This window comes from Legionella steelei (genome assembly GCF_001468005.1).
In the GTDB taxonomy this organism is placed as follows: Bacteria; Pseudomonadota; Gammaproteobacteria; order Legionellales; family Legionellaceae; genus Legionella; species Legionella steelei.
In genome coordinates this window covers 1,508,741-1,534,056 of record NZ_LNYY01000019.1, presented here as the reverse complement: position 1 = coordinate 1,534,056, position 25,316 = coordinate 1,508,741, and the positions used below count along the sequence as shown (strand labels likewise).

The window sequence follows — 25,316 nt, the reverse complement described above, 5'->3', positions numbered from 1 at the left end:
TCAACCAAAAGGGGTAACTACTCTTTATCCCTTCGCCAAAACCCGTTATTGGTATGCTGAGCCAAAGACGCAATCAATTTTCCTTAATAGGCAAGAGTATTATTTTAGTCAGCACCAATTATTTGGAACCCCCATACTTCCTGGGGTAGCTCATGTCTATCATATGGCACAGTTTGCCTTTAGTAAATTGAACAGCCAGGTTTTGCAGTTGGATGATATACAGTGGTTATCGCCTATTTTCTGCGAACAGGAAGAGGATACAGTTGAAATCAAGCTGAATCATGAAACCAGAGGTAATCAGCTTAAAATCAGTTTAGATAATATAAAACCTCATTCCAGGCTTATTGCTCAGCGAATAGAGCTAATGGAATTAACTCTCAATGATAAAATGAAGGACTGTGTTCACGCTTACCCGGTTGCGTCAATTTATCAAACCTTTCGTGAAAAGGGATGGTTTCATGGACCGGCATTCCAAGGTATTAAAAGCCTATTGCTCGATCAAAACAAGCAATGTTGTCTAGCAAGCATCCAGCTTAATAGTGATGAAGTGGATGAAAATTATACCCTTGACCCAAGATTGTTTGACTCGGTTTTACAGTGTGTTTCAGTACTGCAAAGAGAACTGCCCGCCAATCAAGTGTATATCCCTCAGTCTATTCAGCAACTCAGGTTGTATCGACCGTGGCCTAAATCGTTTCAAGTATTTTGTGAAACCATTGAAAAAAGTGTTAACCAAGTGCAATACCATATCACTTTGTTTGATGAAAATCAGAGAGTCATCACGGCAATTCATGCCTTTCGCATGGTACCTATTCATCTTCAACAGGTTGTTTCAAGAAGTCAATTAAGTTATTTACAACCAACATGGCAAGGGTTAGTCATTCCCAATGCGAGTACGCTCTCCCAAAGCAGCGTTCCTTATTCCCAAATGGAGATCCTGGATTATAAGCAGCTGAAGCATTGCATGCTACAGATGAAACGCGATATTGATATCTATAGGCGTCATAAATACATTGCTGTCTTTATGATAAATAAGAGTAATCAAGCCTTCGCTCATGCCTGGAATGGATTTTTACAGACCTTAACTGCTGAATATAGCTGGTTTAATTATTTGCTTTATGTACTGGATCTTGATAATGGGAATGATATTGGGAACTTACCATATTCTCCTCATTTATCGGGCATGGTCATGGTTAATTCATCAGACCAGCTATTGTCTCGTCACTATCAGACCATAAAGCCAGATAAATCATCCTGCCTCTTTAAAACCGAGGGACATTACATCATAACTGGCGGAGTAGGGGGAATAGCGAAGCACATTGCTGCCTATCTTGCAGAACACTACCAGGCAAAAATATTACTACTGGGACGTAGGGAGGCTAAGGATCAATCCTCATGGCTTGCTGCCCATGCTATCGATTATCAACAAGTGGATGTCTGTGATCAAGAACAGCTGGCGAAGGCGATTAGTTGGTTTAAACAACAATATGGTGCTATTCATGGGATCATTCATGCTGCAGGATGGCAGCAGGACAAGCTGCTTTGCAATTTAGATGCTTCAGATATTGATGCAGTGATGCGAGTAAAAATCGAGGGACTGATTCACCTTGATAATTTATTGTCCTCGGAAAAGCTGGATTTCTTTCTCTTATTGTCTTCTTATGCTTCTATTCTGTCTAACCCGGGACAAGCTCATTATGCAGCAGCAAATGCTTACCTTGATTCCTTCGCTCATCAACGGGAATATGCACGTCTTTCAGGAAAACGTTATGGTAAAACCATTGCCTTGAATAGTCCGTTCTGGACAACGGCAGGTATGAGTATTCCGAAGAACATACAAGTCCGTATGATGCAGGAATGGGGTATGGAAGGATTGAGTGCACAAGAAGGAATAAACCTATTATCGCAGACACTTTCTTGTGACGCCTCTCAAGTTGTTGGTGTTAAAGGAAGCAAGGATCGTTTAATAGCATCATTAGTAAACAAACCAGAAACTCCATCAAGCACCGATTTGGCGCTGCCAGCTGACACGGTGTCTCCTTTCAATTCCAGGATAGCTGATAGTAATATGATTGAACAAATAATAGCTGAGATTATTGAGCAAACCCTTCCTATTGACCGCAGTAAAAGTTTTGGTGATTTAGGCTACAACTCCATTACCTTATCGGAACTGGCTGTGCGTTTGAATGGGGTAGTCAATGAATCACTTACTGCGGCTTCATTCTATGATTACCAGACGGTTGGTGAGTTTTTGGATACTTTTCAAATTCATCCATTAGAAAAATTACCCATTTCACAAAATGAACCTCAATCCCGGTCGCAGATAGCCATTGTTGGTTACCATGCCTTGTTGCCAGGTTGTGAGGATTTAAACGATTTTTGGCAAATTCTGATCGATAAGAAACAGATAGTAACAAAGACACCTGCGTTTAGAAAAGCATGGATGAAAACACATGATGCAGCTTTTATTGATAGTGTAGAATGTTTTGATGCAGCATTTTTTAACCTTTCTCCAATAGAGGCAAAGGTGATGGATCCCCAGCAACGTTTGCTATTACAAACCGTATGGCATGCGCTTGAACATAGTGGGATTGAACCCTCCACACTAAAAGGAAGCAATACAGGCGTGTTTGTCGGTGCTTCGACATTTGATTATTACAGCCAGTTAGTAAAGCATCACTGTGATAATCCTTATATTCCATTGGGGTCAGTACATTGTTTGTTTGCCAATCGAATTTCCTATTTTTTTGATCTGCACGGGCCAAGCGAATCCATTGATACGGCTTGTTCCAGCGGATTATATGCGCTTCATAAAGCATCGCAATCTATATTAAACGGGGAATGTGAGACGGCCATTGTTTGTGGAGTGAACTTACTCCTTGCCGATACTTTTTTTGAATCATTTACTGATTCAGGCATGTTATCTGAGAAAAAGCGGTGCACTCCTTTTGATGAGCAAGCGGATGGTTATGTACGAGGTGAGGGAGTGGTTGTTGTTATTCTGCAAGCAGCAGCCACTGCATTAGCTGAGAATAATACCATTCACGCCTTGATGTTGCAGAGTGCAGTGAATCATGGAGGAAAAGCCAATACCTTGACCTCTCCCAGTTCAAAAGCACATAGGCAGCTCTATGAGAGGGTCTACGCGAATATTGATAAAAGTCAAATATCCTATATTGAAACCCATGGTACAGGTACACCAATTGGTGATCCCATCGAAATCAATGGGATGCAATCCTTCTTTAAAGGGGCAGAGCAGGTTATTCATTTTGGATCATTAAAGGCTAATATTGGTCATTTAGAACCCGCGTCTGGATTAGCTTCGGTAATCAAAGTTTTACTTATGATGCAGAAGCAATTGATTCCAGGTCAGGCGGGCTTTAACAAGTTAAACCCACAAATTTCATTAGACAATTCATGTCTTAAAATAAACACTGAAAATCAGGAATGGCGTCATCATCCTGATGCTCCATTGACTGCGGGTATTAACTCCTTTGGTTTTGGTGGAGTGAACGTGCATGCAATCTTGCAAGCTCCTCAGACTAGCTTAAATACTAGCGGAGCTGTCAAGCGACCATTTTATCCATTTGCTAAGACTTGCTATTGGTTTGCAGAGCAACAAATCGAAGTCTTTTATCAACAACAACGACAATCTTGCGATACGTCAATCGTTTATCATCGAATTGAGGGCGAACAGCTATTAGTCATACAGGCTGATTCTGTTATGCCAATGAGAGAATTAGACATAGCTAATACCATGTCGGTAGTTAGGTTGGGTGAAGAACTTAATCCATCCTTTATGAATAGTACTCTAGACCGTGTCATTCTCATATTGAATGAGGTTGCTTGTGAAGCAATTGATGAAATATTTTTGTTGGCACAGAAGCTGGCAATCAATTTTCAAACCAAGCCTTTGACTATCCAGGTTTTTATTGCTTGTAAAGAGATAGGTAATATAACACCCATGGGATCTGCCGTAGTCGGTTTATTTGAATCCTTAAGTAAAGAACATCCAACTTGGAAATGCCAAATTTATTGTCACGACAATAGTGACATTCCATCCTTAATAGTTAATTTCCATCGTTCCTATCAAACCCTATATGTTCAGGATGGCCAATGTTATCAATATGTCTTAGCGAAAAGTACATATCAGTCCAATGGACCTTTTATACAGCCAGCTTCCACGATAATGGTAATGGGAGGCTTTGGCGGGATTGGTAGCTGCTTGTGTGATTATTTAGTACAGCGATATGCCGCGAAATTAATAGTCATTGGTAGAAAGTCATTTGCAGAGAATGATCATCCACTCTTAAAAAAATATCCTGATGCCATCGATTATTTGCCTGTGGATGTGACGAGTCCCAATGAAGTAACTTTGGCGATACGTTACATCGAAGAAAAATATAATCGTTTAGATGCTATCTTCAACTGTGTTATGCAACTAGAGGATGCATCGGTTGCTAATATGTCTTTATCATCTTTTAAACGGGTATTTGTTACAAAACAAGCCTCTATCTCAACAGTTAAACAATGTTGTGAAAAATTGCAATGTCGAAAGGTCGTGTTGTTTTCATCAGTGCAGAGTTTCGCTTGTCTTGCTGGACAAGCGAATTATGCTGCAGCCAGTAAGTTTTTTGATGCCTATGCCCACTTGAATTTTCAGGCTCCAGAGTATGACCTTCGCTTGTTAAATTGGAGTATTTGGCAGGACGTGGGGGCGGTGAGCAACCCCTATCATCTGAATCAGGCGAGAGCACTGGGCTATGAACCTATCCCGACCGATATGGGGTTAAAATGGATGGAGCTGGCATTAGAGGGCAAGGCAACACAAGTGATTATTCAACCTCGATGTGAACCTGCTCAAAGCCAAAGCTTTCCTGCACCATTGACCGGTTATGATAGGGCGAATGCATTAGTGAGTAGCTATATACACTCGTTTAAACAACAACCCTATAACAATCTGAAACTCTTTGATTATTTAAAGGAGCAGTTGTCTTCTGAGGTACTCGTTAAACATGATTTAAATCTGCAATACCAACAAAATAGTCAAGAGGATCCTGCCTATCAGGCTTTATATGAACTTTGTCATTATTGCTTTCAGCATTACCCTGGATTGATGGAAGGAAGTATGAGTGCCAATGAGATACTATTTAGTCCGGAAGGCAGTCTTTTATTGGAAAAGGTTTACAGCAACTTACCGGAATCCACTGCATGTAATGAGGCCATTGGTTCTTATCTGCAAGAAAATTTAATGGATATTGAGCGACCAATACGAATATTGGAACTAGGGGCTGGCTTAGGGGCAACTACTAAGGCTATTAGCAACTATTTAGCGGATCTGTCCATTCAGTACTGTTATTCCGATGTGTCACCATACTTTCTGGCAAAGGGGGAGACCTTAGCTTCTCAGCTGCCGTTCCCATTACAAACTCAGTTTATAAACATCAATGAGTTGAGTGCCTTGTCTTCGCATAGTTATGATGTGGTGATAGCTTCGAATGTTCTGCACTTGGCTAATAATTTAAACGATAGCTTGCATCATATAAACCGCATTTTAACACCCGGCGGCAGGTTGATAATTAATGAAGGAACAAAGCAGCAGTTGGCGTTAAACTTCATCTTTGGGATGTTTGAACTATGGCGTGAGAGAAAAACCCATGCATCATTTTCTCACTGCCCCTTATTGGAGAAAAATAGTTGGCTTCGTAACCTCAAACTGGCGGGATTTGAAAGTGCGAATCCCTTGTATGATCATCATGGCAATCAGGTGGTATTGCTTGCTCAAAAAGTAAAGCAAGCTGCGCGTTCATCAACAGCTAATTCATCTAAGGTAAGCCACAATGCCTTTATGGAAACATTAAAAGAGTTATTACGTACCAGTTTGCAAATGCTGCCCACACAACCGATTGATGAATCGAGGCCTTTGGCAGAACTGGGTTTAGACTCGATTACCGGGGTTAGCTTTATCGCAAAACTGAATGCCCAATATGGCCTTTCTTTAAAAGCGTCTACCATCTTTTCGTATCCGACCTTACAAGCTTTACATCAATTGATTTCTGGAAAGATTAAAGAGGATAAGCCATCCGAATTAGAGTTGGTTGAGGATGTCTTCCTTGGAGAGTCGGTTTATGAATAAGATAAAACGCCAATATCAACTTTCTCCACAAAAGAATATCTTCTGGCGAGAGCATCGGGTGAGTGGGCGTATGATACTCCCCTTAGATAACTATTTAATGATGATATTGAAAGCCTTTCCTACTTATCCAGCGGCCTATCTTCATCTTGAGCAACTAAGTATCCATCGTCCTTTGATTGCGGATAGGGAGGATTATGAAGTTCGTTTACAACTGGATTGTGATGAGCAAGGTCGGTGCTCTATTCATTTAATTCATGCCGATAGTAGCCAGGAATTATTACTGAGTTGTGTATTGCATTTTTCGCAAGAGGAATTGAAAGCATCGTCATTCTCACCTGACCCTTCTCTTCTAATGCAGCAGGGGAATTTTACGGATTCGGACAAACATTATTTAGGTAGAATTTATTATTTATCAGATAGCTATCAGCTGGATAAGGGTAAATTGACTGCCGCCTTATCTCCAGCTTCCAATATGACTGCCAAAATAGCAGGGTTACTACATGGTCCCATGCATTGTCAGGATGCTGGCATAGGCAACAATAACCAACCTGCTTTACCTCAATACATTGAACGCATTGGTTTGAACGTGTTGAATCTTGATAGTGCTCATATGCTTTGCGCGGATGCTACAAGTGCAAGTCTATGGGATGAAAAAGGGAGATGTTTGGCGCATTTAACAGGATTTAATGCCAATCAAGAAAAAGCAAAAAGTCATCCTCAAGACATCGCAATCATTGGTATGGCAGGAATGTTTCCTAAAGCTGAAAATGTTGCGCAGTTTTGGCAAAATTTATGCGATGGTGTCAATGCGATAGAGGCAAGAAACCATAGAGGGAACTTGTCTTTTAAAAAAGAGCGGTGGGCTGGTTGGTTAAACGATATATTTGAGTTTGATCCCGCTTATTTCCATCTCTCTCAAACCGAAGCCAATGCTATGGATCCACAGCAGCGATTGTTTTTGACAGTAGTGGATGATTGTTTACTAGATGCTAATTATGATCGGGAGCGATTAAGTCAGGAACAATGTGGTGTGTATGTCGGTGCATGCCAAAGTAGCTATCGCCAACATGCAAAAGATAAAATACCCCCACAAAGTTTTTGGGGCAATGCGCCGTCGGTGATTGCTGGTCGAGTAGCTTATCACTATGATTTACATGGTCCCGCCATTGTATTTGATACCGCTTGTTCATCCTCATTGGTTGCTTTGCATCATGCTGCAGAAAGTATTCGGAATGGATCGTGTTCGCTGGCGATTGCTGGTGGGGTCTTTTTGATGCTGGATGAGAGTTTTATCGAGGGTGCCGACAATGCTTCCATGTTATCTCCAGACCATGCTTGCAATGCTTTTTCTGATCAAGCGAATGGTTTTGTTCCTGGAGAAGGGGTGGCTTGTGTCTTGTTAAAATCCTATTCGCAAGCTCAAGCGGATGGAGATAGGATTTATGCCTGTATTTCGGCCAGTGCCCTGAATCAAGATGGATTGTCAAATGGAATTACTGCACCAAATGGTGATGCACAAACACAATTAATTAAACAGCTTTATAGATCAGAGCACATCGATTTATCCAAAGTCGCAGCCATTGAGGCACATGGTACTGGAACACACTTAGGTGATCCCATAGAGGTGTATGCCTTAACGGAGTCATTCCGCGATGCAAACTTGCCAGTAGGCGCGATAGCCATTGGCAGTGTGAAATCAAATATCGGGCATGCTATTCATGCAGCAGGTATGGCAGGTTTTATTAAAATGGTTCTGGCGGCGTATACTCATAAAATTCCACCTACCTTGAATTGTAAACAGTCCAATACTCATATTGACTTTCATCAGATACCATTTAAGCCAGTAGATGAACTAATGTATTGGCCTGAGAATAAACCTTATGCCGGCATCAGCTCCTTTGGTTTTTCTGGCACCAATGCGCATGTGGTGATTAAAAAAATCCATAACGAACCGCAACTATTGGCGAAGCAGCCAAACTCACAACAAAAACATTATTGCTACTGGAAACAGTCCCATACGATTAACCTGGATAATAACGCCGGTTATTTTGCAGGACATCAAGTGAATGGACAAGCTATTCTTCCGGCAGTAGCCAGTTTAGCGGTAGCCCAGCAAGCAGTCTCTTCGGTACCGTGCTATCTAAGCCAGATTAAATGGTCTAAGCCGCTGATTAAAACGACGGATGCTAAACAAACAGTTCACATCCGTATCTCAGAGGGAATGATATTCCTGGAATCTGATAATCAGGACATTTTTTTCCGCGCCAGGATTGAACAGATATCAGAGGGATTTCCTGAATTAAGTCATTTCCCACGTCATCCTCTTGAAAACGAAATATCAACCGCTAAGTTATATCAACGTTTCAAGGAATGCGGCATTTGCTATGAGCGTTCTTTGCAAAATATGGTGCATTTAAGTTGTAATGAGCAATTCGCAGTGGCAGAAATTCATACCACTGAACATGTTGAATCCTGGGATATCAATCCCTATGTATTAGATTGTGCTTTACAAACCATAGCCTGTTTTACATTGATGCGCAGTGATGACTTATCGGTACCAAGTCATGCGGATGCCATTTCTTTTTATCAGCCAATTACAACTGGGAAGTTTTTTGTAGTTAGTCATCAACGCGGAGAGCTGCTTTTTGATATTGCGGTATGGAATGACTACCAGCAACTTTGCATAGTCATTGAAGGTTTGCATGCTACGATTATTGAGTCTTCAATGGCTAAGGAAGTGCAATCAACCCCTAAGCAAGAGTTTGAAAATGATAACTTGGCACTCATTTACTCGGTATTCGCTCATCGCCTGGAAACGACTATTGAGCGATTAAAATCAATTGAGACTTTTGGTGAGTTGGGCATTGACTCATTGATGGGGCTGGACCTTATCATGGATTTAGAAGTCCACTTCGGTAATCTGGCAAAGACCCTGTTAATAGACTATACCAATTTTCAAGATTTAGCGGTTTATCTCTCCGGTATTGATGTTCCCAAAGACATCCCTATTGAAAAAACCGGAGAAACCCTCCCTGATCATAAGGAAATGCACGAAGACATCGCCATCATAGGTATGGCAGTTCACTTACCCGAAGCTAGCAACCTTCGGATGCTGGCTGACACTCTAAGTTCCGGTAAAGATTGTGTAACTTATGATGACAATTGGGTATATCCCTACGCTGCAAGACTAAAGGATGCGAATCAGTTTGATGCCTTATTTTTTAATATTGCTCCTAACGACGCATTTATTATGAGCCCCCAAGAACGCCTGATGCTGCAAAATGCCTGGCATTGTTTTGAGAGTGCAGGTATTGCTGTTGATGGTAAGCCCAAAGCGGTATCCGTTTACATCGGTGCAATGAATAATGAATATCAGTTAAATGGCCTTGAGCTAAGTCTGGAACAATCTAAGCCAGTTCTTGCCAACTCAACCAATGCCAGTATTGCGAATCGTATATCCAGTGTTTTTAATTTGACAGGACCGAGTTTATGTCTGGACACCATGTGTTCTTCATCACTGACTGCTGTTTATTTGGCCTGCCAATCTCTACGGCAAGGGCAAGTAGATTTGGCTTTAGTTGGTGGGGTAAACCTTATTACGCATGACTATAAATATCAGGAATTGTTGCATCGGAATATGCTGTCACAAGCGGGGTATTGTGCTGCATTTGGTGACAAGGCTGATGGCTATGTTCCTAGTGAAGGAGTTGTCTGTATTTTATTGAAACCATTATCTGCGGCCAAGCGGGACAGTAATACTATATTTGCCGTCATTAAAGGATCGGCTATTAACCATAATGGTCGAACCTCAGGTTACACAGTCCCTCATGCCTCTATGCAAGCAAAAGTGATTGAGGATGCTCTTAAGGATGCTTCAATCCAGGCACATCAAATAAGCTATGTGGAATGTCATGGGACGGGTACTCGATTAGGTGACCCTGTTGAAATTAATGGTCTTGGCCAACTATTCGATACCAACACCTCTGTGTTCATCGGTTCATTGAAGTCAAATTATGGCCATCTCGAAGCAGCCGCTGGTTTGGCGGGTATAGCAAAAGTTGTTTTGCAAATGCAGAGGAGACAACTATTTCCTTCACTACATGCGCAGCCATTGAATCCGGAAATTAAATTGCCAGTTGGCATGCAAGTGAGCGATTGTTTGCAATCATGGAAAGAGGCTGAAACCGGAAATGCCTATGCTGGAATATCCAGTTTTGGGGCAGGGGGAAGTAATGCCCATGTGATTCTCACCAACTATCCGTCTCAACCCATTGTAGAGGTTCCCCAAGGCCCCTATTTATTTCTTTTTAGTGCCAAAAGTAAAGAGGCACTTCAGAGGAATATTGCGGTTATCACCCAGTGGTTAAGTAATGAAAATCACTTTAACCTTTATCAGCTTGCTTATACTCTTGCACTAGGGCGTACGCATCTTAAAGAAAGAGTAGCGGTGTTTGCTTCCAATACCCAACAACTAATACAGGCATTGGAAAATGGGCAGCTTAGTGCCTCTTCACATCCAGCAGCAACCCCTGAAATGATTGGCTTATCTCGAGCGTTTCTAGAGGGAAAACATGGTGATTTTAACCCTATTTTTAGCACAAAAGTTCCGATGATTGCTGATTTGCCTGGCTATCAATTTGCCGCCAGATCATTCCAATTATCAAAGGGTAAAACGAAATTAGTTCAAGATTTAGCGTATAGCAGTTTTAACTTTGAACCAGAACCTTTACTCCATAGTACTTCTAAACAACCTTCTCTTTTGGTGTTTACAGATAGCAATACTCAAAAAAACTGTTTGTCATGGGGAATATCACCTCAATCTATCTATCTCTGGAAAGGCAATAATAGTTGGCAAAATTATCAAGGTGAGTTTGTAAACACCGATGATTTAAAGGTAAATGAGGTTGAGTGTGTTGTCGATTGCTTAACCGATTTATGCTCTTTGCAGGATCATTTAAGCTTGCTGCAATATTTGATTGTGACTAAGAAAGTTAAAAAACTGGTGCAGTTAACTGTCTTTGAAGAGGGCATTGATGCCCAAATGATAGCTTATTATTTACAATGTCAAAGTAATTTACGGCATGGATTTAAAGCGGTTAGTGTCTCAATGGATCTACATGGAGACCAGGCACGCAGGCACTTAAATAATGAAATCTCTGCGTTAATAGATTATCAACGCATACGTTATCAAAATGGGGAGCGTATGGTATGGATGCTTCAGGACTTAGAGCATCGGGATTTCCAATCTCTACCCATAGCTTCTGAAAAATTACATGTTGTTACTGGTGGAACCAGTGGTCTAGGAGCCGCATGTGCAGAATGGTTAGTTACTCAGGGGGCTAAATTTCTGGTACTTTGTGGTCGCACCAACGTACCACAGGAACATTTGTGGTCTCATTATTTGGCGAATCATAGTACTGATAAAACGGCTGATATCATAAAATTAATTACCAGATTAAGATCAAAAGGTTGTACCGTCTATTATTACCTAAGCCCACTGGACAATTCTGATCAGTTTGAACACTGGTTGGATGTAGTACTGCAAAATGGGCATTCCATTGGCTACGTTTTACATTGTGCGGGAATAACACCAAAGGGCTTGTCGGATAATGACTGTCTAGATATCTCATCTCTTTCGGATATGCTCATGACTAAGTTGCATGCGGGTAAACGCTTGCTCTCTACCCTGAGTAAACTTGATTATGATAAGTGCGTGCTGTTTTCTTCAGTATCAAGTGTTTATCCAACTTTAGCTAGTGGGGTATTAGAATACAGCTTGGGAAATAGGGCATTAAATGCACTGGCTGAACAATACCAGGATGGAAAAGTCATCTCGGTTATTTGGCCAGCATGGGAAAAAAGTGCAGCAAACATTAACCAAAACAAACACTATCAGCGTTTAGGTCTTGGGATATTAAGTAATGAACAGTGGTTTTCAGTTCTGACAACCGTTTTGGCTAATCCAAATGTTCCTGCTTTGGTATTACCAAGTAAGGAAAAACTAGTTTATAAATCACTACCAGAACCATTGTTAGTGAATCATTCGGCACTCATGCCAGCACTGAAACAAATTTTTATTGAAGTAGTTGGTTTGACTGAAGAAGATCTTGACCCATCGCTTCCTTTCGAGAGTTACGGGATTGATTCAGTGCTTGTGGTGAGCATTCTAAAAAGAATAGAAGCTTTATTACAAAAAGATTTAGCGCCGGAAATCTTATTGAAACATAACTCCTTGGAAAAATTGGATGCTGCATTGTCAGATATTTCCTTACCTACTCTAGTGTCAAAACAAGCTCCAATTCAGTTAACTGAAAAAAAGAGCGAGCAGATAGCAATTGTTGGTATGGCTTGCCAATTCCCTGGTAGCCCTGATTTACAAGCCTACTGGCAACTCCTGGCAAACGGGAGACGAGCGATAAACCGTATACCAGAATCACGTTTGGATAATCCAAATTTTGCCCATTTCCGTGGCGGATTTATTGATGATCATATTAGTGCTGATCATCGTTTCCATTTCAACGAGGTTCAATGGGTTAAGTTACATCCTTTGGTCAAATTAGCTTTGAGCTTAACTGAAAAGGCTCTTAAGGATGCTGGATTAAGTCAAACGGATATCAAGGGTAAACATATTGGCGTTTATGTGGGTAGCCGTGTTCCTGATAATAATGCCAATGCATCCATGGATGCATTTAGCCTGATAGGCAGAGGGCAAAACTTTGTGGCGGCACATATTAACCATTTTTATGACTTGAAGGGACCATCCGAGTTAGTGGATACGGCTTGCTCCTCATCCTTGGTTGCTATTCAACATGCTGTTTCTGCACTGCAAGACGGTGATATTGATATGGCCTTTGTGCTTGGCTGTGATTTCATTGAAAATACCAAACCATTTGCCTACATGAATGAAGCAGGTGCTTTGTCGCCCGATTTTCAATGTAAGCCATTTGATGCTCGTGCAAATGGTATTGTTCTAGGTGAAGGGGGTGGGATTCTCTTACTGAAACCGCTCACACAGGCATTGTCGGATAAAAACAAAATATACTCAACCATTGAAGCTGTCGCTATCAATAATGATGGTTTTACCATGGGATATACTACCCCCAATCCTGTCATGCAGAGTCAAGTGATTGCCAAGGCTTTGCAAAAAGCAAGTTTGCAGGCCAGCGATTTAACTTATGTCGAAATGCATGCGACTGGAACTGAATTGGGCGATCCGATTGAACTGCAGTCATTAAATGATGTCTTTGCTAATCGGTATGGGCAGCAGATCTGTTATGTTGGTAGTGTCAAAGCCAACATTGGCCACTGTTTAAGTGCTGCAGGCATGGCCGGAATGATCAAAACGGTTTTATGTAGTTATCACCAATACTTGGTAGCACAACCAGGGGACCTTCAGCTTGCCAAACGGTATCGTTTCCATGATTCTCCACTATCACCACTAAGCCATAACCAGGACTTAGCAACAGGAGTTCATCACTTCGGTATCAGTGCCTTTGGATTTGGTGGAACTAATGCTCACGTCATTATAACGGATGCTTACAATACCAGTATTGAGAAAGTAACTTCTGAAGTTGATAAAGGTAACGATGCAATGCAGGTCTTTTTTGCGGTAGAGGCTTTATGAAACAATTCAAACATAAGATAAATAGTGATAATCCCCTGGTCCGTGACCATCGTATCGATGGTTGTTATGTGCTCCCTGGTGTGACCTATTTGGATATGTGTGCCCGTTGTTTAGGGCAAGAGACCTTTTCGCTTAGCCATATTCGTTATCCCAATGCGTTAATAGTTCCGGTTGATGCTCTCGTCGAAGTCTATCTTGACTATGACGAGTCGCAGTCAACCATTAGTATCTACCATTGGCAGGATCAGGAAAAAATTATCCATTTTAGCGCCCATTATCACTCAACGCCATTAAGGGCTGCCCCCGTTTTTATTGACCCAGATTCAGACAGTCAATCAGTATCAATGCAAACGATTTATCTATCAGCATCTAAGGCGGGTATCCAACATGGTCCATTTATGCAGGTGACCGGCAATACTTCAGTGGATAATTCAAAGATAATGATGCAGATACGCCTCGGCCAACAAGGATCTTCCTATCTAAATCGTTTCTATTTGCATCCAGCACTCTTGGATGGTGCAACATTTAGCATTGCAGCATTGCATTTTAGCCAAGTATCCCAATTGGAAAAAGATCACCTCTATTTGCCCCTCGCCATAGAACGTGTTGAGGTCTTTCGGCGTATTGATCAAGCGGAACTTTGGGTGATTGCTGAAAAAAAACCAGCTCCAGCGGGGTTGATAAGCTGTGATTTACTGTTGTGTGATGCCAATGGAAAGCCTTATTTACGAGTTAGTGGGCTGTCTAATAAATGTTTTCATATTCGACAGTTATTTGATAACCATGTTTACCAATCAGAGATAATGGTGTCCAATAACAATCAGTCTCTTGAACAAAAAGTATTATCGGTACTATCAGAGTTCATTGAGCAGCCTGTTCTGGCATTATCCCGAAAAGTTTCTTTCTTTGATTTAGGTTTTGATTCTGGTCAGTTGATGGCCTGTTCGGCGAAATTAGAGAAAATACTGGCGATTTCTGTATACCCAACATTATTGTTTGAATACAACACCGTTGACAAGTTGTTAGATTATCTGGCTCATTCAGCTCAGAATCATTCAACGTCTTCGTCTACCTTACTACAAGAAAAACAGTATGCACTATATCACCCGAGCCTGGTACTTTTTTCCAGTGAAGAATCAATAGACCAACCAATCCCGTTGTTAAAACGAACGAACAGGGAACAAAACATAAAAATATCTGGATCTATTCTGGATACCAGTTATTTTAATACCACAGCTTCCATTGAGGAGGTGATTGCTGATTTGTCTCAATGGCTAAACCTGATAAAAAATGAACCATTTTGTGTAATAATCCAGATTTCTAGCGCACAGCAAGCTTTATTTGCTGCATTAAAAGCTTTAATTTTAAGTTTTAACAAAGAGTCTAAGGCGCTCAAACTTAAATTGTTGATGTGTGATGACTTTGATCAATCTATTGCAGCTCGCCATGTTTTAAGCAAAGAAAGTGTCTTTCAATATCATAATGGACAAAGTTACATCCCAACTCAGCAAGTTATAGAGTCATCAGTTAATAGTCCTGGCTTACGAACAGGAGGGAGTTATTTAATCGTAGGTGGTGGTGATGGTTTGAGTAAACATCTGCGAGCTTATTTAAAAAATACCTATCAGGCAAAAATCTGGGTAATAGGTCATCGCTCGTCTTGTCAATCTTGCCAGGTACAAAACATTCCATACCAACAAGTGGATGTGTGTGATGAACAAGCATTACAACATTATCTACAAGGAAAATCCTTTGATGGTATCTTTTTTCTAGCGGCTTATAAAAATGACGGTTTATTAATTAAGGCAAAAAAGGAAGATATCCAAAAAGTATTTTCGGTTAAACCACTGGCCTTTGAACGTTTGCTCAAAGCTATCTCTGATGAGCAAGTCCAATTTGTTTGCGCCTTTTCTTCTTTATCCGCTGAAATTGGTCAGCCTGGGCAAACTCTCTATGCAGCTGCAAATAGTTTATTAAATCATATTGCCCAGCAGGCAGAACGGCGACGATTAAGTACCGCTAAAGGTTCACGTGTTTTTAGCGTCAGCTGGCCTTACTGGCAAGAGGGGGGAATGCAGTTAGCTCCGGATTTGGTGGCTTATTTTAGTCAACAATATAGCACTTCACCATTGGAAACCAAGCAGGGTATGGAGTTATTGGCGCAAATCATCCAGCAGAATCATGCTTGTGTGACTGTTGCCAATGAGATGTTGTTAGGCGTGAAGACTAATCCAGTTGCTATCAGTTCAGATGTACATCTTGAATCCCCTCATCCGCCCAAGGGGCACCTTCTCCCCATGTCTACGGAGAAGGGAAAAAGAGAAGAAACGAGGCTTTCTGAGTTAAGTGACGATGATATGGCTATTATTGGCCTCTCTTTTCAACTTCCAGACGCTAATACACTTCTCCAATTACATCACAATCTGGCAGCAGGAAAATCGTCAATCAAGAAAGTAAAACGACCATGGTCTGAACAACCCTATTCTTGGGGCGGATATTTGGAGGGCATAGACCAATTTGACCCACTATTTTTTAATATCTCTCCTAATGAAGCAAAGCTGATGGATCCACAGGAACGACTTTTTTTAAGTCATGCCTGGCATTGTCTGGAAGATGCGGGATATGCCAATAAACAAGGTCAAGCTATCGGTGTCATTGCTAGCGCGATGTTTAACAGTTACCAAAATATTGCTATTAACAAAGAATTACAATCACCTAAACCACAATCCATTTTGGCCGCTATTGCGAACCGGGTATCCTATGTTTGTAATCTCACTGGACCAAGCTTTACCATCGATTCGATGTGTTCCTCTGCTTTAAATGCGTTGGATTTGGCTTGCCAAACCCTCAAAACTAAACCTATTGATGCCATGCTTGTTGGTGCAGTGAATATTTGTTCTCATCCCTTTAAGTTGTCTGCTTTAGTAGAAAATAAATTTTTATCCCCAACTGGTGAAAGCAAGCCTTTCTCTATGCATGCCAATGGGTATGTACCAGGAGAAGGGGTTGTCGTTTTAATGGTGAAGAAAGCGAAGCAAGCATTGTCTGATGGGGATTCTATTTATGCAGTGATAAAATCCATTGCAAGTACTCATGGAGGGCATGGCCAAGGTTTTACGGTACCTAGTGCTAATGCCCAAGCCAGTACCATTCGCCAAGCGCTTACTCTTGCCAAGCTAACTGAAGAAGATATTGATTATGTCGAGGCACATGGTACCAGCACTGCCTTAGGTGACCCCATTGAAATGGAAGGTTTGCATCAAGTCTTTTCTGGGCGTCAGCGGAATCTTCCTGTTGGTAGTGTTAAAAGTAATATGGGGCATTTAGAGCCCGTTGCAGGCTTTGCCAGTTTGATGAAGGTGATCGCCCAATTTCATTATCGGGTCATTTATCCCTCTATTCATGCAGAGCCATTGAATCCTAAGCTCATGCCATCTCTTGGTGTTTTGAGTGTGGCTTCGCGGTATCAGGAAAATGTTACGTTTAACCATGCTGGGATCAGCTGTTTTGGGGCAGGTGGTAGTAATACTCATTGTATTGTAGGAAATGTCCAACATAATTTAAATCAGCTCGAGAAAACAAACTATGATTTGCAATCCTATTGGCTGGAAGAGGAGCATCAATTTTCGTCCGTGCAATGGCTCCATAAAACACTAAAACCTATACCGGCATTACACGAGCCTAAGCAAGCATTTACCGTTCTTCAGCCCATAAGTTCTGTACTACCACAATATTTCAGTGAAGCATCCGAAAACCCAACAGCCTGTTTATTGACGGTTACTGCAATGCAATGCCGAAATAATCAGATTGAATCAATCTTAACAGAACTACTCTCTCGTCATCCTTCTTTGCGAATTATCTTGTTGACCCAAGAACAGCATACCTGGATGATGGCTCATGCTTCAATTGTGTCTAATGTCAGGTTAACGCAATCGCAGATAAAATGTATTTATCTACCCCAAGCCTTATCCTTGCCTTCACACTACATGAAGACATTGATGGAGTTGGAATTTGAAAATTTTGACTATCGCTTGGTGTATTATGATCAACACATGCAACGTCTGACTCCAGTGTTTGATTCTTTACTACTAAGTGGAACGCCAAGTCATTTAGCGCAACAAAAAATTGCTGTTTTGGGAGGATTGGGTGAATTAGGAATGCAATTTTGCTTGACCCTAAATGCATTAGGTATTTCTCAATATGATGTCTATGGCCGCAGTCCCGCATCGCAAAAGCAATCACAACTTGCCAGTCTTTATCCGCATGTACGCTACGTCGAGCACGACTTTTTATCATCGACTTATCAAACCGGGGGCTATGATGTCATTATTAATTGTATTGGCTTAATGCCAGGGCAAGCGGATAACACTGCAGCACGAATAAAATTAAAAGAGAATTACAAGCGATTTGTGGAGTTGGCGCAACCCAAAAAAATCATCACCATTTCTTCTTTATCTGCCTGGGTTGGCTTTGGCGATGAGCCTGCTTATGCCGTAGATAACGCGTCGGTGTTAGAATTTTCTAACTCCAATTGTGAACATGTTATAGTCTATTGTCCATTAATACTCACCGCCGCTTTGGAAGCAAAAACAAGTCGAGAATGGTTCAACTGGAGCCAGCAAAATCAAGGATTGGCTTTGTTTTCACTGGACTCATTTAAAGGTGCTTGTTCTCATATATTATCATTAAGTGGGGGCGAATATTTACCCTTTGTTGGCAATGAACAAACCCTGAAAAGTTACCTGCAAGGTCGCTTACAGTTGCCAAAGGAAATAAATTTTCAATCAGATAAACAAACACAGACCGATCCTTTGTTGGCAATGATTGAGGCTATTTTAGGGATTCCATCAGATAAAATTGATGCAACAAAATCCTTTCAGGAACTGGGTTTTAATTCTCTGACTCTTGCTAGTTTTGCTGAAAAAATATCCACATGTTTCAATAAGAACTTTAATCCCAGCCGATTTTTTGAAATTCAAAATCTAAATGATCTAAGAGACTTACTGAATGTTTCACCAGTTGCAGAAATAACTTCCTCTAAGGATTTTTCTAAAAGTGATGACGATCCCATCGTTGTATGTGGACATGCCTGTCAATTTGCCGATAGCGAAAACGCCACTATATTCTGGCAGAATCTAGTGTCAGGGAAGGAGTGCACTCAATCTACATTACAACAGCGCTTTGGCCCTGGTGTTCCTGAGACAAGAATAGGGCTCTTGGAAGGTATTGACCTCTTTGATCATCCATTTTTTGCAATCTCACCCCAAGAAGCCAAATGGCTAGATCCGCAACAGCGATTACTCTTACAGTTAAGTTGGCATTTGTTTGAGAATGCAGGTATCGCGCCTTCTTCATTGAAAGGCGAAGCGGTAGGGGTGTTTGTTGCCATTCAGTTTGATGATTATGCCCGTCTCTCTGATAGAGAACAAAGCTTGGATATTTATCAAATCACTGGCTGTGCGAAAACGTTTGCTGCCAATCGACTGTCTTACTACTACGATTTCCATGGCCCCAGTGAAACCATCGACACGGCTTGTTCTAGTAGTATGTCGGCAATTGCCAGAGCAGTTCAGGCTTTAAGAAATGAGGAATGTGACTATGCCCTGGTTATGGGGGTAAGCCTATTATGTGATTTCAAAACGGTTGAGTTAACAGAACAACTTCACATTATTTCGCCAAAAGGACAGTGTCGGCCTTTTGATAAAGATGCCGATGGTTATGTCAAAGGGGAGGGGGTTGCTGGCATTTTATTAACCAAAAGGTCTATTGCTGAGAAAAGAACATTACGTACTGAAGCAATCGTTTCAGGCATCGCGGTCAATCATGGAGGCCGTGCTCAGTCAATCACTGCGCCAAATGGTAAAGCAGAGCAAGAGGTGATGCGTCGAGCCTATGTGAAGTCCTCAGTTTCTCCTTCCGAGATTGATTATTTGGAAGCGCATGCAACAGCGACAAAATTGGGGGATCCCGTCGAATATCAAGCGATTACTGCAGTATTTGGGCAAGGAAACAGGATTGGGTTGGGATCAGTTAAAGCCAATATTGGTCATACAGAACCGGTTTCTGGCCTCGCCGGCATTATCAAAGCCCTACAAATGTTTGCTCATCAATGTATCCCGCAACAAATTAATTTTACTGAGATTAATCCTTATATTGAATTACAAGCTCCTTTTTATATTGAATCCAACACGGTATCCAAAGAACTACGGCACATTGGGGTGAATTGTTTTGGATTTGGTGGCAGTAATGGCCATTGTGTTTTGAGCCATGTTCAGCAACAACAGCCAACTTACTTTTTGCCATATTACTTATTTGTATTGTCTGCACACAATCAACAGGCATTGGACGAGTTACATCAACGCTGGTTAACCTTTGTCATAAAACATCCAGACATTGATCGAACAGCACTTTGTAAAACGATGTCTCTAGGACGTGATCATTTACCCTACCGAGCCTGCTGGATCCTGGATCCAAATAAGGCTCTCCTACAGCAACTGCAAACTCAGACCTGTTTGTCGACAACGGACTCCGATAATGTGAGTTATCAGCCTTTTCTCAATGTAGAAACCAACGAGCTTGGAAATTATTTAGGGAAGATTGCTTCTTCTTATATGAATGGCAAGGATATTCCATGGTCTACATTATATCAGGGTATTGAATGCTTTCCGCTCATATTATCCGAATATCCTTTTGCGAAATACCGCCATTGGATTGGCAATGAGATGGCCTCCTATTCTAAATCGGAATTCAATCAACCTTTGGAATGTTATAAGGAAGAATGGCAGACTTGCACCTTACAGACATTTAGGTTCACTGATCATGAAACGATATTAATCATAGGATATGAGACGCATCATGCATTAATGACGGCGTTAGTAAATCAACTTCCATTAAGCCAAGTCAGCCTCATTCTGATAGATGAAGACTATCCAATACGTTTAGTCCATGCATTGCAAGAAAAACCACAGAGAATCTATTATTTTGGTAGTTTAAGTCGAATGAGCGATAATTTATTAGAGTCTCAAGACAATCAATTACAAAAACCATTGCTGCATTTGTTGCAATCCATTCAAACTCATTTAAAGGATATGGCGATTGATTTACATGTCATTGCCAGCAGGGTTATGCAAATAAGATCTAAACCTATTGATAATGCTCCAGCGGCAGCCATGTATGGTTTAGTACAGTCATTCAGTAAAGAAATAAATAACTGTCGATGCCACTGTATAGCGGTTGCTGATCTTGATTTACTGGCAGATGCGATGAAGATAAATTGTCAGGATGCTAGCCTCTATTATTTTGATGGTTATCTATTATATACACGGCGATTGGTTCCGGTTAACCTCTCACCTCAGAAAGTAAATCTTGAAAATAGAATTGTTGTTTTAGTAGGGGGTAGCGGACAAGTGGGGCAGCAGTTACTGCCACACTTGTTAGCCCAAAAACCTGCCCAATGTATATGTATCAGCAGAACCTTTACTGATTTAGGAGAGGGAGTAATACATTATGCTGCTGATTGCACCGATAGGTTTGTTTTTCTAGAAACGATTGAGAAAATTATCGAACGCTACCATCGAATAGATTACCTTATTCATTTGGGATCAACGTATCTTGAAACTGACATCGCCGCCTTAAAGTATGAGGACTACCTGGATCAAATACGAGCCAAGGTCTGGGGGACACAATACTGTTTAGAGGCTGCTAAGCTACCACAAGTACAATCGATTTTGATTAGTTCATCGGCGCAAGTCTATAGTCAAAATGAAAAGCGTGGAGCTTACAGCGCTGCTTGTTATTATAGTGATGCCTTGGTGCAGCAATTTGACTCCGACAAAGTCAACTTGCTCCATTGGGGATTTTGGCAGCAAAAAGATGAAGCGATGAATCAATCGATGTGCTCAGTTGGCATTCATCCCATTAATGGCCAACAAGGATGTGAGGCATTGCTATCAGTAATGACAGGCGCTAGAGCAAATGTAAGTTGTTTTTTAGTTGATGCAGGCATGAAAGCATTTATGCCTATCACTGAACAGTCGCAGCAGCCTTTACTGCAAGTGATTTATTTTCATCAACTATTACAACAACTTGAAATCTATGCGGCAGATTTAATCTGGTCAACTTTGATAAGCTGTGGTGTTATTTTTACGCAAGATAGACAACCATGTCTTAATCATCATCATGTGGTGCAATCATATCACCAGTATTTGCAGAATTTAGTCGAGCATCTGCTGAAAGTGGCAAACAATCATAATTATGATTTAACCGCATTGAATGATAATCAGCTCTTAACCAGGCGCTGGCGACAGTTTAAAGATACTCCTGATTTGCAGCCTTTCCTAAATTTACTTGAGCGTTGTGTATCGTTATTACCAAAAGTCCTTTCTGGACAAATAAGTCCTCAACAAGTTCTTTTTCCAAATGGTTGCGAGGATTTAGTTAGAGGGGTCTATCAATTTAATCCCTTGGCACAATATTATAATCGAGTGGTTGCGAAGGTTGTGCATGAGATCTGTGATAATAATCACAGATTACCTATTTTAGAAGTTGGCGCTGGAACAGGTGCTACTACAGCAGAAATTCTAGTAGAAGGTTATCTGGATTTAGATTATACCTTCACCGATATTAACCTTGATTTTCTCGAACAGGCAAAACAACGATTTGCTGAAGCAGCCAATCTGCATTTGCAACAATTTGATATCAATACGGACCAGGCACAAAATGCTTATGAACTTATCATTGCCAGCAATGTTCTTCATACTTGTGAGGATTTGCCACAGACACTTATTCGACTTAATCAGAGCTTATCTCTTGGCGGTCATTTGATCATTAATGAAGCCGTTGCATCGAGTTTATTTTTAGATGCAACTTTTGGATTATTACCGCAGTGGAACAAACAAAAGCAAGATGGTAGAATTAATGGCAGTCCGCTGCTAGGTAAAGAACAATGGGTGGCTTGTTTGGAAAAAGCAGGATTTAGCGTTTCGTTTTGCGACACTCCTGAATGGGTTGAACAAGTGGTCATCATCGCATGCGTAACCCAGAAAAAAGCTTACCTGAAAGAAGCACCAGTTAGAAGAGTAAAATTAACTGAAAGTCCCAAACCACTGATAAGGGAATCAAAGCATTTTTCATCTTCTTTGACTGACATCCTTGCTGAAGCTTTAAACATTTCACCGGAGTCTTTACAAAAGAATCGTTCGCTGCAAAGTTATGGTCTGGATTCAATATCCGCTATTCATTTAACCCAAACCATAAAACAAATCTATGGCCTGGATATACCGCCTACGCGTTTATTACAGGATGAACCCATAGCGTTATTTCTTAAGGAATTTGATTTGGAGTGTTCATTATGATGGGTAACCAAGAGTACAAGGAAATTCGTCAACAGCTGAATTTTACAAGAGGGTTGGGTAGTGCCTTTGGATTTTTAATAGTCGATGGCATACTGTTGTTTCTTGCTTTGCATTGGATTCAAAGTGCTTCAGTGACCTTGTATGTAGTGTCTCAACTCGCACTAGCTATAGTAATGCTGCATGCCTTTTTATGGGTACATGAGTGTGGGCATAATACCTTATCGAAAAGTAAAATGATTAACGCACTGGTTGGCCATTTTTACAGTATTTTTTGTTTTATGCCGTTTTATACCTGGAAATTCATACATGAAGAACACCATAAATGGACTGGTCATATTGATAAAGATCCGGTGTTTGCCTTGCTTAAGGATGCTAAGAAAAAGAAAAAGCTTCCCTGGATATTTCATTTTGGTTGGCGGACGTTTATCCCATTGAATGTGTTTTTTCTCTATGTTGTTTATTGGCGATATCCTTTGACTTTAAAGCGTGAAAATAAACTAAACCTATTTATCCTGAAACATTGCTTGTTTTCCATGGGTGTATTAGTTGTCGCTTATGCACTAGTTTATTGGTTAATGCCAGCCAATATTCATTTCTATTCCTTGTTGCCCGCGCTAGTTCTTTATGCACTGATGTGGGAGACTCTCTCCACACCACAACACCTTGGCCTGGAACCAACCAGCCATAGGCCACAACTGAAAGATCATATAAATACCACGCGCAGTACCTGGTTTCCCACCTTATTACAGCGTTATCTTTTTTTGAATTTTGGTTACCATATCGAACACCATCTGTTTCCAGCACTGCCGTGGCACGAACTCGAAAAGGCACATGACCTGCTGAAAAACAAGCTAGGCAATCATTATAATATGGTGACTGGTGGAAAATGGAATGTGCAAATGCGCAGCCAAAATATGGAAATCGCCATTGGAGTGCATAACAGTGATAGCTGATGTGACTCAAGTGAATCACTATTCCTATCCCGAGTTTGTGAACGATCTTCACTTTAAGCAAAAGATAGTCCTATGTGACAGTCATTCTGTTAAAAGTAGAATGGATTGCTTATCTTATTTTAATTGGCAGAAACTTACTTTTGATTTTTTAGCTGAACAAGATGGTACTTTGTTGCTTTATAAAAATAGTGAGATCATCAAACAACTGAAAGAACCCAAGTCCTTTGTAGTGAGTTCATTATTTAAAAAGAGTGAACTCTTATCACACTATTTTGACAATGAGATGCAATTTAACCAGTGGTGTTTTGATAATTTTCTCATCCATAAGATATCGAAAAAGTATATCCAACTGTATGCATATTATGATGCCTTTAGTCGCCATCCTATGACAGGTGAGTTAAGTCTGCCTCCCTTTCTATACGCCAAGCAGCATCCAGAACTGGAATTGTCTGCTTCATTGGCTGAAATGGCCAATGTAGAGCCTAAGACCATTGCTATCAAAAAAGGGCAAAGTATTCATTTTGATAAATATCTTTATCAGATTCACTATTTTCCAGGGCTACAATGGATAGGAGAGAGCTTTGCAGGTTGAGTTGTTAAAAACAAAACGCTTTAGTTTTATCAACTATTGCCCGCTGATAGTTGATCAAAATAGTAATAGCGCAATACTTATCGATCCAGCGTGGGAACAAACATCCTTTAAACAACGACTCGATGAGTTGGGGGTTCAATTGTCTGCTATATTGTTGACCCATCACCACCTTGATCATAGTCATTTAGCCAATACTTTGGCAAAAGAATATGATGTGCCAGTTTACATGAGTCAGCGCGAAATTGATTACTATGATTTTGACTGCTATCGATTACAAGGCATTTTACCTCAGCAACAAATCATTACTTTAGGTACTCATATGACGGTTTTAGTGCACCATACTCCTGGCCATACCATGGGTGGTGTTTGTTATCAAATTGAAGATAACCTATTTACCGGGGACACTTTGTTTAATGAAGGTTGCGGTTTTTGTCACACTCGTGGTGGATGCCCTGGCATGATGTATGAATCATTGTCCCATTTAAAACGGGTCATTGACGACTCCATTAAAGTGTATCCAGGTCATCAATATCATAGTGAACTTGGATTGACATTTGCTCAAGTGAAGCAGCGTAATATTTATTTGAATATAGATAACAAACAAGATTTTATTGCATTTCGCATGCAGAAAAAATCTGGTGTTTTGAAGTTTAGGTGA

At 40.8% G+C, this 25,316-nt stretch carries 6 protein-coding genes (1 of these 6 cut by a window edge); all 6 read left to right on the top strand.

What is annotated here, in order from left to right; translation table 11 throughout:
* Tightly spaced (each overlapping or abutting the next), the 6 genes in view from Lste_RS19155 to Lste_RS10945 form a layout consistent with a single transcriptional unit that may run on beyond the window.
* Positions 1–6,136: the 3' portion of an SDR family NAD(P)-dependent oxidoreductase gene (locus tag Lste_RS19155; protein ID WP_019349505.1), read on the top strand. The gene continues 5,891 nt to the left of window position 1, outside the view; 6,136 of the gene's 12,027 nt are visible here — the last part of the coding sequence; its start codon lies beyond the left edge, outside the window; the stop codon is at positions 6,134–6,136.
* Positions 6,129–13,760 (top strand): beta-ketoacyl synthase N-terminal-like domain-containing protein, encoded by a 7,632-nt coding sequence (locus Lste_RS10965; RefSeq protein ID WP_058393290.1) that lies wholly within the window; start codon positions 6,129–6,131, stop codon positions 13,758–13,760. Before Lste_RS19155 ends, Lste_RS10965 begins: the two co-directional genes overlap by 8 nt.
* Positions 13,757–23,113 (top strand): beta-ketoacyl synthase N-terminal-like domain-containing protein, encoded by a 9,357-nt coding sequence (locus tag Lste_RS10960; RefSeq protein ID WP_019349507.1) that lies wholly within the window; start codon positions 13,757–13,759, stop codon positions 23,111–23,113. The genes Lste_RS10965 and Lste_RS10960 overlap by 4 nt, the downstream gene beginning before the upstream one ends.
* Complete coding sequence (locus Lste_RS10955; RefSeq protein WP_019349508.1) at positions 23,110–24,066, top strand: fatty acid desaturase family protein; 957 nt, start codon at positions 23,110–23,112, stop codon at positions 24,064–24,066. Before Lste_RS10960 ends, Lste_RS10955 begins: the two co-directional genes overlap by 4 nt.
* A complete protein-coding gene (locus Lste_RS10950; protein ID WP_147285894.1) occupies positions 24,041–24,658 on the top strand; it encodes a hypothetical protein in 618 nt (205 codons plus the stop codon). Before Lste_RS10955 ends, Lste_RS10950 begins: the two co-directional genes overlap by 26 nt.
* Positions 24,648–25,316, top strand: a complete 669-nt coding sequence (locus Lste_RS10945; RefSeq protein ID WP_019349510.1) for an MBL fold metallo-hydrolase — start codon at positions 24,648–24,650, stop codon at positions 25,314–25,316. The genes Lste_RS10950 and Lste_RS10945 overlap by 11 nt, the downstream gene beginning before the upstream one ends.